Genomic DNA, 14,071 nt, shown 5'->3' with positions numbered 1-14,071 from the left:
TAAATAATTATAGAATTTGTTTGCTTTTCCACTCATCAAGTTTTGCCTGGCGAACCATCTCCCTGTCAAGACGTGCCTTTTTTCTGTCGCATGGCTCTGGGCAATCACAGGCCTTCTCAACGCCTAATGCGCCTAGACCCCCGCATGAGCCTGAAATGCTCTTTCTTTGAAATATGTACCCTATTGCCATCGCAAACGACATAAGTAAGAAAAAACAAAACGCTAAAATAAATGTACTCAAGGTAACACTCTCCTGCTGTCTCCGGCAAATTGTTAATCACCCTTCGGTGTCAACTACTGCTAAAGAATTCACTGACACGCTTGCGCATGCTATTTAACAACTATTAACTAAACATTATTTTATCACAAAGATACTCTTTTGGTCTAATTCTGCTCAATTACCTGTACGTTTTGAATAAAGGCTTTTGACTGATATTCTACAAAATCTTCACCTTCTTTGGTGATAAATAAAGCCGCTATACCTTCGTTTTCAGCAAGCGCTCTGCCTTTTTCACTACCCATTACCATTAGTGCAGTCGATAAACCGTCTGCCTCAATTGATTTTGCTGTTACCACCGTAACCGACACTAAATTATGGGTAATGGGATAACCAGTAATTGGACTTATAAGATGTGAATATCTGACCCCGTCTTCTTCGTAATAATTCCGGTAATCGCCCGATGTTGCAATAGCATTGTTGCCTATACTTACAATCTGCTGAATAGAGCGCTGACCTGATAGAGGTTTCTCTATCGCTATTAACCATTTTTCATCATTCTCTTTAGCGCCAGCAGCACGCATTTCACCGCCTATTTCAATTAAAAAGCTAGTGACACCTTTAGACATAAGTAACTCCGCTATTTCGTCTACAGCATATCCTTTTGCAATAGTGGACAAGTCTATGTAAACATTAGGACGCAACTTTACTATTTCTGAATTTGCTAATCGAAACTTGTCTACTCCTACGTATGCCATGGCAGATGAAAGCTGCTCAGGTGATGGAATTTTATTGGCTCGTTTTTGCGGCCCGAAGCCCCACATATTCACAAGAGGTCCAACGGTAATGTCCAACATACCGTCGCTTATGCTGTGCAGTTCCAATGCTTTTGTGATGACATACTCGGTTTGAGTTGATATTGGGAACGCAACGTTAGCAGGACTCTTATTTAACAGCGATAATTCAGAATCAGTAATGTATGTGGACATTAGTTGATTTACATTTATAAGCAAAGCATCAATTTGCTCTTGCATTTGGGCCGGTGACAGAAGAGTAACAGCTTTGTCATCGTTCAAATATTTGACACTATATGTGGTTCCCATTGTTTGGCCATTCAGCGTAACCATGGCTGGCGGTTGGCCTGAACAAGACCATAAGAAGAATGACAATATAATCGTCAGTGTAGCTAATTTGAGTGTTAGTTTCATAATAATACTTATTTATAGTGTGAATGACGGTAGGGAAATAATATACAAAAAAGGGGCTTTAGCCCCTTTTTCAATTCTAGTACAGTGAATTATTAGCCGCCGAAATCATCCAGCATAATGTTTTCATCTTCTACGCCTAAATCTTTGAGCATGCTGATAACAGCTGCATTCATCATAGGTGGACCACACATGTAAAACTCGCAATCTTCTGGTGCAGGATGGTCTTTTAGGTACTTTTCTAGCAATACGTTGTGTATGAAGCCCGTGTCGCCTTCCCACTTATCTTCAGGCTGTGGATCGGAAAGCGCGACGTGCCATTTAAAGTTTTCATTCTCCTTCTGTAACATGTCGAAATCTTCGACATAAAACATTTCACGGGAAGAACGAGCACCATACCAGAACGATATTTTACGTTCAGACTTTAGACGACGTAATTGATCAAACAAGTGAGAGCGCATAGGCGCCATACCTGCACCACCGCCTACAAACACCATCTCAGCTTCAGTGTCCTTTGCAAAGAACTCACCAAACGGACCAGAAATAGTCACTTTATCACCTGGTGTTAATGACCAAATAAACGAAGACATTATGCCAGCAGGCAGACTCAAATTGTTAGGCGGAGGTGTTGCAATACGCACATTCAACAAAATGATACCCGCTTCTTCTGGGTAGTTTGCCATTGAATAGGCACGGATAGTCTCTTCTTCACATTTTGATTCAACATTAAAGAAACCAAAATGTTCCCAATCTTTACGATATGTTTGAGGTACGTCAAAGTCTTTATATTTAACATGGTGAGGCGGCGCTTCTATCTGAATATAACCACCGGCTTTAAACGGCACGCTTTCGCCGTCAGGAATGCCAAGCTTAAGCTCTTTAATAAATGTCGCTACGTTGTCGTTAGACAATACTGCGCAGTCCCACTTTTTGATCCCAAATACTTCCTCTGGCAGCTCAATTTGCATGTCTTGCTTAATTGCCACTTGACACGCTAGGCGGCAGCCTTGCTTAGCGTCGCGTTTAGTTATGTGATCTAGCTCTGTCGGCAGTATTTCACCACCACCGCCTTTTATATCAACCCGACATTGACCGCATGAACCACCGCCGCCACAGGCTGATGACACAAAAATACCAGAGTCTGAAAGTGCGCTTAACAATTTTCCACCCGTTTGAGTGATAATGGTATTTTTTGGGTCATCATTAATCATTATTTTGACGTCGCCACTAGGTACCAGTTTTGACTTAGCAAACATGATAACAAATACCAATATCAATACAATTGCGATGAACATGCCAACGCCTAAATAAATATCTACATTTTCCACTTTAAAAACTCCTCAATCGCCTTACAGCGAAACGCCGGTGAATGACTGGAAACCAAGAGCCATAAGGCCCGCAATCATAAATACTGAACCTAAACCGCGGATACCGTCGGGCATATCTGCATATTTTAGCTTTTCACGTACTGCCGCTAATAGTACTATAGCTATTGCCCAGCCTATACCGCTGCCGATGCCATAAACAATACTTTCTGTAAAGTTGTATTCACGTTGAACGGCAAACGCTACGCCACCAAATATTGCACAGTTAACCGTAATGAGTGGCAAAAATATTCCCAAGGCGTTATACAGAACCGGAAAGAACTTATCTAATGTCATTTCCAAAATCTGTACCAGTGCAGCTATTACGCCAATAAACGTCAAGAAGCTCAAAAAACTAAGGTCAGCTTCAGGAAAACCAGCCCAAGCAAGTGCACCAGGCGCCAAAATGACAGTAAAAATAACTTGGTTAACGGGTACTGAAATACCCAGCACCACAATTACCGCGACACCTAAACCCATAGAAGTCTTCACTTTTTTAGACACTGCTAAAAAAGTACACATGCCCAAGAAAAGCGTCAGTGCCATATTTTCTACAAATACAGCTCTAATAAATAATGATACATATTGTTCCATGACCACTTATTCCTTAGGTTCGACTTGTTCTGGGCGTGCAACACGTATTGCCCAAATCATTAGGCCTATTAATATAAACGAGCTAAATGGTAAAATAAGTAAGCCATTACCTGTATACCAACCACCGTTTTGTACTAAAGGAAGAATTGTGTAGCCTAGAAGTGTACCAAAGCCGAAAAGTTCTTTTACAATACCTATAACTATCAATATAAAGCTATAACCCAAACCGTTGCCTATTCCATCAAGGAAGCTCATGAAAGGGGGCGACTTCATTGCATAGGCTTCGGCTCGTCCCATTACTATGCAGTTGGTTATAATAAGACCCACAAATACCGATAATTGCTTAGATATTTCATAGGAGTATGCTTTAAGTACTTGGTCAACCACTATTACCAACGACGCAATAATTGTCATTTGCACAATAATTCGGACGCTCGAGGGTATTTGATTTCGAATTAACGAGATAAATAAGTTAGAAAAAGCACACACTACTGTGAGCGCTAAGGACATCACCAATGCCGTCTCTAATTTAGTTGTGATCGCTAACGCAGAACATATACCAAGTACATGCAGCGCTATAGGGTTACTATCTACTACCGGCCCGAAGAGGGCTTTTTTCATTTCTTTTGTATCAGCCATATTCTTGCCTTAAGATTTCCAAGATTGATTTTTCAGATAGGTACCAAAGCCGTTCGGCCCAGCCCAATAAACAAGTGTATTTTCAACGCCATTACTCGTTAAGGTCGCGCCTGACAGGCCATCTACTGCATATGGATTGTCGTTACCCACGTTCTTTCTGACCGTAATAGCAACCTCACCGTCTTTAAACAGCCGTTTACCATCCCACTTCTGCTGCCAAGCTGGATTTAATATTTCAGCACCAAGTCCTGGCGTTTCTTTATGTTGATAATAAATCAATTCTCGAATAGTTTGGCCGTCACTATCAAGCGCTAAGAAACCGTACATCAAGTCCCATAGACCACTGCCGTGGACGGGTAAAATTATTCTTGACACATCTCCAGACTCGTCTTTTATATGATAAACCATAGCGATGCTTGAGCGCTGTTTGAAGCCTACATTACTTTTACCAACCTCAACGCCAAACTCGTCGGTTTTCGCTGCTTTGTACATATCGAAGTCTTCACTAGGCTTATCAACATATTCACCGCTTGATAAGTCAACAAACTTCTCCACAACCAAAGCATCGTACATAGCGGCAATGTCTGATTTATCTGTGGCCTCATCTAGCAATCCAGCTGCACTTAACACATTAGATTTTTTATCCAACGCGGCATTTTCTTGCTGCAGGCTGCGTAAACCTACTGCTGCGCTTGACACAACAATAGAGCATACGAAACATACTGCAACCACCACACCAACTGTTTTTCCTAAAGTCTCTTTTTTAGCCGACACGAGAGAGCCTCCGTTTTATATTGCTTTGTGCAACAAAATAGTCAAATAGAGGTGCCCATAGATTCGCGAACAAAATTGCCAACATAATACCTTCTGGGAATGCCGGATTTAACGCTCGTATGAACACTGTCATGAAGCCAATAAAAATACCATAGAACCATTTGCCTTGATTCGTAAATGCGGCGGAAACTGGATCTGTTGCCATAAAGAACATACCAAAGGCTAAACCGCCAATAACGAAGTGGAAGTACCACGGCATATTCATCATTGCGTTTGACGCTTCGCCTCCACCAATAATATTTAGCAGCAGTCCAAAGCCTGCAGCGCCTAGTGCTACGCCTGATACAATTCGCCAACTTGCAATCCCTAAGTACATAATAAACAAACCGCCTATCAAAATCATTAGGGTTGATACTTCCCCAACCGAGCCTGGAATATTGCCTAAGAAAGCTTGAATGAAGTTTTCGCTAGTATACTCAAGCGTGCCATTTGCGCCTTGTGTTAGCCACGTTGCGCCAGAGTATCCGTCAGCCGCTACCCATACTTGGTCACCCGATATTTGAGCAGGATATGCAAAGTACAAAAATGCTCTGCCTGACAGCGCTGGGTTAAGAAAGTTACGGCCAGTGCCGCCGAATATTTCTTTGGCAATTACTACACCAAACGTGATACCTAAAGCAACTTGCCATAGTGGAATAGTTGCTGGCAAGGTCAATGAAAAGAGGACGGAGGTCACAAAGAAACCTTCGTTAATTTCGTGTTTTCTGACCGAAGCGAATAACACCTCCCAGAAACCACCGACAATAAAGGTTGTCGCATATATAGGCACAAAGAAACATGCACCGTAAGCTAGCATGCTAAACCATCCGGTGTTGGCGTCCATACTGCCGCCTAGCATGGTGAATAGCGCAGCCTGCCATATGTCGGGCAAAGTACCAGCGCCGGCTAAAATGGCTTCGTGCGCTTGAGCACCAATATTGTACATACCGTAAAACATGGCTGGGAAAGTAGCCATCCACACAAAAATCATAATTCGTTTTAAGTCAATACTGTCTTTTACGTGAGTATTAGCCTTGTTTACTTTGCCAGGCGTATAGAAGATAGTCGCCGCAGCTTCGTAAAGCGCATAGAATTTCTCGTATTTACCGCCAGCCTCAAAGTCTGGTTCAACTTTTTCAATAAGCGTCTTTAAACCCATGATTTATCCCTCAGATTCAATAGTAGTTAATGCTTCTCGCAACACTGGACCGTAGTCGTATTTACCCGGACATACATAGGTACACAGGGCCAAATCTTCTTCGTCTAGCTCGAGTGCACCCAAAGTTTGTGCGCCGTCGGTATCTCCCGATAACAGGTCGCGTAACAATAAAGTGGGTATAACATCTAGAGGCATAATGCGCTCATAATTACCAATTGGCACCATAGAGCGGTCTGAACCATTAGTCGTCGATGTCATGTTAAACAATTTCTTAGGGCTTAAATGCCCTAAGTAAGCGCGCGTCACTGAGTGCTTATTCGCACCAGGCGAAATCCAGCCTAAAAACCTCTTCTCAGCATCTTCTTGTATCAATGACACTTGAAGGTGGAAGCGGCCTAAAAACGCCTGAGGACCACTTGCTTTGGTGCCATTTAGCACTGAACCTGAAATTACACGAGTGGGGGCGTCGTAGCACTGACCATCGACTAGCTCTTTAGTACTCGCGCCTAGCACAGTGCGGACTATCGTGGGCGACTTTGCCGCAGGACCAGCAATGGATATAACACGGCGTGTATCTAGTTCACCTGATGTAATCGAGGCGCCGAAGCACAATACGTCCTGGTAGTTGATATGCCACACTTTTTTACCCACGCCAACGGTGTCAAGATGATGAATGTGGGTACCCACTAAACCAGCCGGGTGAGGCCCAGAAAATTCATGTACTTCAACGTTTTCGCCAGACGCACTAACATTAGCGCCAGAGGCTTTACACACAAATATTTTCCCACCTGATACAAGTTGCGTAAGTACCTTTATACCGTTGGCAAAATCTTCTTCGCGCTCTGAAATAACCAGTTGCGGGTCAAGCGCCAAGGGGTTCGTGTCAGTTGCCGTGACAAAAATTGAATGTGGAGTACTGTCAATAGCAGGGGCTTTACTATAAGGCCGCGTTCGTAGCGCTGTCCACAAACCAGTCTCAATCAATGTGTCGACTAGCTTTTGACGTTCAGTGTTCAGAATGTTGTCAGCTTCTATTTTGTCAAAAGCGACAAACTCCTCTCCTTTAACGCCAATCACAACCGACTGCAGCACTCGCCTAGCGCCACGATTTATTTCAATCACGTCGCCTGCAGCAGGTGAAACAAACTTCACGCCAGGATTCTTTTTGTCTTCAAACAAAAGCTGGCCTTTTTTAACCACATCGCCTACCTGCACATGCATGGTAGGCCGCATCCCTATATACTCTTCTCCCAACACAGCTACCTTAGAAACGACAATAGTGTCGCCTATCGCTTGTTTAGGTGCCCCATTTATTGGAAGGTCTAAACCTTTTTTGATTTTAATCATTGCAAATTGCTACTCTCGATAGTTACTAATTTAAATTGGCCTGACGCAAGCCACTTTAAATTAGCATCTACTGCTCTAGGTATGAAAATAGACACATGCATGCTGCTTCGCCTCTTTCTTTGAGAGATGAGTGTGGCAACGCGTAGTGTGCTTCTTAGCTTTATATATTATTTCGGTGTATTAGTAGATAAAAGAGGCCCTGAAATCGACACCGCAGCTCTTCAAAATGGATTGATTTGCATCAATGCTTGTGCACAGCAGCACCGTAACCTAATTTTACGACATTATTTTAACATTAACTGGTCCCAAAAGGCTATGGTAATTGTACTATAACTACCAATATACGTTGATAGTCGTATAGAAAAAGCAACGCACAAGGCAATTATAAAAGGCGCGTGTAATTATTTATATTTTAAATAAACACCAAATAATAAACAAGCCCTTCACTTGCCTTGCGAAATAGCAAACGCTATAGAATATAAACTCGTGTTAAGGACTACGGGCTATAGACATTGAGCCACCGCTATTATCGCCATTGCACAAGTGTGTCTACATCGGCTTCATAATCAACGTCTTGAACAGCAAAGCCAAACAGGTTTAGAAACTCAGTGTTATAGCCTTTATAGTCGCTTAACTCATGGAAAGTATCTTGTGTGACTTGATCCCACAGCACTTTTATCTTGGCTTGAGTAGCGTCATTGGTTTCTTTGTCGTCCATTCTGAAACGCTTCATATCGTCAAGCGTAGGATCTTGGGAGTATAAACAATTAGTAAACAAGCCCACAATTTGTTCTATACATCCTTCATGGGTGCCTTCTTCTTTCATTACTTTATAGATTAATGAAATATAAAGCGGCATGACAGGAATAGCGCTGCTCGCTTGAGTTACTAAGGCTTTTAGTGAAGACACGTTTGCTTGTGCGTTAATACCTGACAGCTTTTCGATGATAGCACTTGCCGCACGATCTAAGTCTTCTTTAGCTAAACCAATGGTTGCCTGTCCATAAATTGGCCACGTTAATTCCTTTCCAATATACGTGTAAGCCGTGGTTTTACAGTTTTCACTGAGCACACCAGCCTCATTTAGCTGAACTAACCAGCGCTCCCAATCTTCCCCGCCCATTACCTTAACCGTTTGCGCTATTTCATCGTCGGTCGCAGGTTCTAGAGCTATTTCATGCACCAAATCTTTATCCGTGTCATAGGTTTTTGTGGTGTAAGCCTGACCGACCGGTTTTAACGTAGATTTGTATACATCCCCTGTGTCGGGATCAGTACGTCGGGGGGAGGCCAAACTGTATATAACGAGATCGACTTTGCCTAGGTTTTCTTTAATCGCGGCAATTGCCTCAGCTTTAATTTCATCTGAAAATGCGTCGCCATTAATGGTACTTGCATACAAGCCATCGCGATGTGCTTGTTCATGGAAAGCGCCCGTGTTGTACCATCCAGCGGTGCCTGTTTTACGCTGTGAGGGCGCCTTTTCAAAACACACACCTAGGGTGTTTGCCGCGTAGCCGAACGCTGCTGTAATTCTTGAGGCTAAACCGTAACCCGTAGACGATCCAATCACCAACACATTTTTGGGCCCTTCAGTGTTCTGAGCCTGTTGCGTATTGTGCAATTGAGACTTTACGTAGGCAATCTGATTCCCGACATTTTTTTTACAGCCTAACGGGTGTGCATTTGTACATATAAAGCCACGTACCTTGGGTTTAATAACCATGTAATCTCCTGGACTTGATTGTTATATTGATAATAAAAGTGCATGTGAATAGTATGCTTTAGTGAATTTTTGTTAGTAATGTTTGCGCTATGGTAACTGAGCTTTGACATTAAACAAATCTGTCCAGATTCAACTTACCAGCAGCGCGTCTACTTTTATGTTTATGGCAGCACTGAGGGTCTTTATGCCTGGGTTTCTAACGTTTTGTATAAAGATCCCTGCCCATTCACTAACTATTTTGATAATACACTTTCTCAAGTACCTTAACACCATGCTCCTATATTTAAAAAAACCAGCGCAATTAGAGCAACTGGTTTTTACAAAAATTCATTTGGTTTACCTTCATGTCGTAGGTAAGCACATCCTTTGGCTCGCACTAAAACTTACGCTCCTGATTGCCTAATATAAGCGGGTATTAGGCCAGAATATCAAGTAATTCCACATCGAATATCAAGGTGCTGAAAGGGCCAATAGCGGCGCCTGCGCCTTGTTCGCCATAGGCTAGGTCATGCGGCACGTATAAGCGCAGTTTGTCGCCTACCGACATAAGTTGAAGCGCTTCGGTCCAGCCCTTAATAACGCCGCCAACAGGGAATTCGGCCGGTTGACCGCGATCGTAGCTACTATCAAACACAGTACCATCCATAAGAGTACCGTGGTAATGCACACGCACGGTTGAGTCAGCGTTTGGCTTGTCGCCGCTGCCTTGATTAATCACTTCATACTGAAGACCAGACGCGGTTGTAGTAATTTCGTCGCGCTTATTGTTTTTAGCTAAAAAATCAGCGCCTTGCTGAACGGAGCCAGCAAACTGCTCTTTTTTAGCCGCTTCCATACGCTGATGAATCTCGTTAAAGGCAACGCGTAAATCGTCGTTGCTAACGCTTGGCGATACTTTAGCAAAGCCTTCTTTAATGCCATCTTTAACCACTTCAATGTCGAGTCCATCAAAAGGATTTGAAGCCAATTGCTCGCCCATTTGATAACCAATGCCATAACTTGCTTGTTGTTCTATACCGATGTACTTATCTGCCACAGTTGCTCCGTTAATTATTTAATAAGATAAGTGTTTAATTGTATCACACTCATGTTAATGACTAAAAGGCAGTAGCGCACAAAGCCCGTATTATGTCGCTTTGAATGAAGAATACGCATATCTTCGATAAAATATATGGTAAATTATCAGCGCCAAGCAGTCTACAAGGATTGCTTCAGCGTTTATATTTAGTCCCCTTATTCTAATAATAATTTAGTCACATGGAGTTTGTTAGCTATATGAATCCTGCGTTAATAGAGCAACTTAAAGAAACCGTTAAATATTTAGGCGCTACTCTTGGCGACACTATTTTAGAAGAGTTAGGTGAACAATGGCTTGAGACTATTGAGCAAATTCGCCATGACGGCCGTCATTCTTCAACTGGCGATGCATTGAGCACCGAAATGCTTGCCAGCACTTTAGCCAATTTAGACAACCAGTCACTACTTACTATAGCACGAGCTTTTGCACAGTTTTTAACGCTGGCAAACATTGCAGAACAAGAATTTAATATTGCCGCCAATCAAGCAAGTACTTTAGAGTCACAGTTGAATAATCTTAGTCAACATTTAGACCTACGCGCTGATAAAGACAAAGTACTAAGTGCCATTCAAAATCTCAACATCGATTTAGTGCTTACTGCCCACCCCACCGAGGTGAACCGACGAACCAGTATTTACAAACAAAGTCAGTTAGCGGATCAGTTGCATCAGCTCCACAGCGGCAATGTAGGTGATGTTGAAAACAGGCGCATTAAACAGCGCATCGCAGACCTTATTAGCCAATCGTGGCATACAGACGAAATAAGAACCGTTCGCCCCACCCCGGTGGACGAAGCGCGCTGGGGGTTTTCGGTAATAGAAAACTCACTTTGGGAAGCTATTCCTGAATTTTTACGGGACCTGAACGGCTACCTGCACACGAATTTTGACACTGTGCTGCCTTTAGACGCTAAGCCCGTTCAGTTTAGTTCATGGATGGGCGGTGATCGCGACGGCAACCCTTTCGTAACCTCAAGTCTTACTCAAGAAGTACTGCTGCGAGCAAGGCGACGCGCGGCCAAGTTATTTAAAAACGACCTAGACCAGCTCTACTCAGAGCTGTCTATGAATAAGTGTAACACTACGTTGCGCGAGCAAGTAGGTGATGTAAAAGAGCCCTACAGAGCTTTATTAAAACCTCTTATTCAAACCTTAGATCGCACTGCCATAGGCAAAGCCCCCGTGTGCACGTGGATACAAACGAATGAAGAATTACAAAACCCGCTTGTTGACTGCTATCAGTCCTTGCTTGACTGCGGCATGCAGGTAATTGCCAAGGGCTCAATACTAGACATTTTGCGCCGCTCATATTGCTTTGGTATACATCTTCTCAAACTTGATATTAGGCAAGACGCCCAACGCCACAGCGACGTATTTAGCGAACTCACGCGATTTTTAGGCATGGGCGACTACCATCAGTGGAGTGAAGATGACAAACAAGCCTTTTTATTACGCGAGCTATCGTCTCGTCGCCCACTAATACCCCCCAGATGGGAGCCAAGCAACGAGGTTAAAGAGGTATTAGATACCTGTAAAGTAATTGCCAATAACGGCAAAGACGGATTCGGTATTTATATTATTTCAATGGCCAGTGAGCCCTCAGACGTGCTTGGCGTGCAACTTCTTTTAAAAGAGTCTGGGGTGCAATGGCCAATGCCGGTTGCCCCACTGTTTGAAACACTAGACGATTTAAATAATTCTCCCAGCGTTATGCAAAACCTGCTTAGTATAGACTGGTACAAAGGCTATATAAATGGGCAACAGTTTGTCATGATTGGGTATTCAGATTCAGCTAAAGACGCAGGTTCGTTGGCCGCCGGCTGGGCTCAGTATAGTGCCCAAGAAGCCTTGGTTGACTTAGCTAAGGAGCACAACACTAAACTCACCTTATTCCATGGCCGAGGCGGTACTATTGGCCGCGGCGGCTTACCCGCAAAAGCCGCTATTCACTCGCAACCACCAGGCTCACTCGACGGGGGCTTTAGGGTGACCGAACAAGGTGAAACGATCCGCTTTAAGTTTGGTATGCCACAGTTGGCTAAGCGCAGCTTATCTTTATACGCATCCGCGGTGATCGAAGCTGTATTGTTACCGCCGCCTGAACCAAAATCACAGTGGCGCGAAATTATCACCACCATGGCCAACAAAGGCCGAGACAATTATCGCCATACCGTTAACACCGACCCTGAGTTTGTGCCTTATTTTAGAGTCGCCACCCCCGAGCTTGAACTGGGTAAATTACCGCTGGGCAGCCGTCCGGCCAAGCGTAACCCGCACGGAGGCATTGAAAGCTTGCGTGCAATCCCGTGGATATTTGCATGGGCACAAACACGCTTGGTATTGCCTTCGTGGTTAGGCGTAATGCGCGCAATAGATGAAGTGAATCAGGGCGACAATGCCCCCATTGTGCAAGACATGATAGATCAGTGGCCGTTTTTTGCATCACGCTTATCTATGCTCGACATGGTTTTTCAAAAAGCAGATCCTAAGGTGAGTGAAGCTTACGACAAACGCCTCGTGCCCGATGAGCTTTTGCACTTTGGTGCAGCTTTGCGCGAAGAACTGGTGCAGTCGATGCAAAGCTTGCTAAAAATGACGGGCCATGAACACATGATGGAAGATGATCCAAATGCCAGAAACTCAATGCAAATAAGGGCTGGATATTTACAGCCACTGCACTACGTGCAAATTGAGCTACTAGATAGAATTCGAAAAGCGAAATCCTCTAAGTTTGAAGACAACGACGTAGTGGTCCTTGAACGCGCGATGATGGTAGCGATTACTGGTATTGCGGTTGGTATGCGCAACACGGGTTAATTACTGGCTAATGGTGATGATAATATTAAAGAAGCGATGTTAGATGAAAAACGACAATAACCACGTTAGCATTGGTTTACTTAACCCTAAATCAGCCAGTAATGTGGCGGTTATTTTGCGCGCTGCCGGGTGTTTTGGGGTGTCTTCTATTTTTTATACTGGCTCTCGATATACTCACGCCAAAGCTTTTCACGAAGATACGAAGAAGATCCGCAATTTAATTCCTAGCACTGCGGTAGACGATTTACTGTCTGCTTTACCTCAAGGCGCCACTCCTGTAGTAATTGAACTAGTAGAAGGTGCCACTCCTCTACCCGCATTTGTTCACCCTAAAAATGCCTACTATATATTTGGTCCCGAAGACGGATCGGTCCCCCAGCATATTGTTAACGCATGTGAGCATGTAGTGTATATTCCCACGAAAACCAGTATGAATTTAGCCGTGACGGCCAATGTAGTGCTGTATGACCGCTTGGCAAAATCTGACTATGAAAAGGGAGATGACTTAATTAGACAGAGCAGAGATGTTAATAACAACGTGAAGGTAACACGTGCTTGAACATATTAATTGAATAAAAAAACCAGCCTGATGACACACAAGGCTGTTTTTTTTGTGGTGTAAGCGCTACCTAAGTAGCGCAGACTTTCGCACTAAGAACATTTAAGCATTTAGCTATTAACGTAATCAACGCCCATTTTAATGTCGTTGCGGAGTCCATCAAGCATTTCTTCTTTGGCTTTTTGTTCAAAGGCGCTTAATTCACCGTAGGGTAAAATTTCTTCAACGCCGTGCTTACCTAAACGAACAGGATGCGCGAAAAAGGCCGCATCTTCAGAACCGTCTACCTGTACATATGTATATTCTATAACGTCCTTACCCTGCATGGCCGCCACGAGTGACAAACAAAAGCGCGCTGCAGCCTGACCCATAGATAAGGTAGCTGAGCCACCACCGGCTTTAGCCGTTACCACTTCAGTACCCGCGTTTTGAATACGCGGCGTTAGGCTAGCTACTTCTTCATCGGTAAAGGTAATGCCTTTAACCTGAGACAATAAAGGTAAAATAGTGGTACCAGAGTGACCGCCAATAACCGGCACATGCACATCGGAGGT

General features: G+C 43.6%; 13 protein-coding genes. 2 read left to right on the top strand and 11 right to left on the bottom strand.

What is annotated here, in order from left to right:
- Positions 1–7: 7 nt before the first annotated feature.
- From nqrM to bamJ, 10 genes are all read right to left on the bottom strand, one after another.
- Positions 8–241 carry a (Na+)-NQR maturation NqrM gene (gene nqrM / locus GPUN_RS09755; RefSeq protein WP_040520890.1) on the bottom strand — a complete coding sequence of 78 codons (234 nt, stop codon included), beginning with the start codon at positions 239–241 and terminating at the stop codon, positions 8–10.
- Between the two features lie 143 nt (positions 242–384).
- Positions 385–1,425 (bottom strand): FAD:protein FMN transferase, encoded by a 1,041-nt coding sequence (locus GPUN_RS09750; protein ID WP_040520888.1) that lies wholly within the window; start codon positions 1,423–1,425, stop codon positions 385–387.
- 92 nt (positions 1,426–1,517) lie between these two features.
- Complete coding sequence (gene nqrF, locus GPUN_RS09745) at positions 1,518–2,750, bottom strand: NADH:ubiquinone reductase (Na(+)-transporting) subunit F (RefSeq protein ID WP_006006149.1); 1,233 nt, start codon at positions 2,748–2,750, stop codon at positions 1,518–1,520.
- 21 nt (positions 2,751–2,771) lie between these two features.
- Positions 2,772–3,380, bottom strand: a complete 609-nt coding sequence (gene nqrE, locus GPUN_RS09740; RefSeq protein ID WP_006006147.1) for an NADH:ubiquinone reductase (Na(+)-transporting) subunit E — start codon at positions 3,378–3,380, stop codon at positions 2,772–2,774.
- 6 nt (positions 3,381–3,386) lie between these two features.
- Positions 3,387–4,019: an NADH:ubiquinone reductase (Na(+)-transporting) subunit D gene (locus GPUN_RS09735; protein WP_006006146.1), complete on the bottom strand. Its 633-nt coding sequence runs from the start codon at positions 4,017–4,019 to the stop codon at positions 3,387–3,389.
- 9 nt (positions 4,020–4,028) lie between these two features.
- The gene (locus GPUN_RS09730) at positions 4,029–4,793 is read right to left on the bottom strand and encodes a Na(+)-translocating NADH-quinone reductase subunit C (RefSeq protein WP_006006144.1); all 765 of its coding nucleotides are present in this window, start codon (positions 4,791–4,793) and stop codon (positions 4,029–4,031) included.
- Complete coding sequence (locus tag GPUN_RS09725; protein WP_006006143.1) at positions 4,783–5,991, bottom strand: NADH:ubiquinone reductase (Na(+)-transporting) subunit B; 1,209 nt, start codon at positions 5,989–5,991, stop codon at positions 4,783–4,785. Before GPUN_RS09725 ends, GPUN_RS09730 begins: the two co-directional genes overlap by 11 nt.
- 3 nt (positions 5,992–5,994) lie before the next feature.
- Positions 5,995–7,338 carry a Na(+)-translocating NADH-quinone reductase subunit A gene (locus GPUN_RS09720; RefSeq protein ID WP_040520886.1) on the bottom strand — a complete coding sequence of 448 codons (1,344 nt, stop codon included), beginning with the start codon at positions 7,336–7,338 and terminating at the stop codon, positions 5,995–5,997.
- Positions 7,339–7,864: 526 nt separating this feature from the next.
- Positions 7,865–9,064 carry an enoyl-ACP reductase FabV gene (gene fabV, locus GPUN_RS09710; protein WP_006006139.1) on the bottom strand — a complete coding sequence of 400 codons (1,200 nt, stop codon included), beginning with the start codon at positions 9,062–9,064 and terminating at the stop codon, positions 7,865–7,867.
- A gap of 415 nt (positions 9,065–9,479) precedes the next feature.
- Positions 9,480–10,100, bottom strand: a complete 621-nt coding sequence (bamJ, locus tag GPUN_RS09700) for a BamJ family beta-barrel-assembly machinery protein (protein ID WP_006006136.1) — start codon at positions 10,098–10,100, stop codon at positions 9,480–9,482.
- Positions 10,101–10,339: 239 nt separating this feature from the next.
- Between bamJ and ppc the strand changes: the two genes are divergently transcribed.
- Positions 10,340–12,958 (top strand): phosphoenolpyruvate carboxylase, encoded by a 2,619-nt coding sequence (ppc, locus tag GPUN_RS09695; RefSeq protein WP_006006134.1) that lies wholly within the window; start codon positions 10,340–10,342, stop codon positions 12,956–12,958.
- A 43-nt stretch (positions 12,959–13,001) separates the two neighbouring features.
- The gene (locus tag GPUN_RS09690) at positions 13,002–13,517 is read left to right on the top strand and encodes an RNA methyltransferase (protein ID WP_006006131.1); all 516 of its coding nucleotides are present in this window, start codon (positions 13,002–13,004) and stop codon (positions 13,515–13,517) included.
- 110 nt (positions 13,518–13,627) lie between these two features.
- Here GPUN_RS09690 and GPUN_RS09685 read toward each other — a convergent pair.
- Positions 13,628–14,071: malate dehydrogenase (locus GPUN_RS09685; protein ID WP_040520881.1), on the bottom strand; the 444-nt coding region annotated here is incomplete at its 5' end.

The sequence above is a fragment of the Glaciecola punicea ACAM 611 genome (assembly GCF_000252165.1).
Lineage (GTDB): Bacteria > Pseudomonadota > Gammaproteobacteria > Enterobacterales > Alteromonadaceae > Glaciecola > Glaciecola punicea.
Note: the sequence above shows the minus strand (reverse complement) of the source record. Positions and strands in the feature narration are given on the sequence as shown.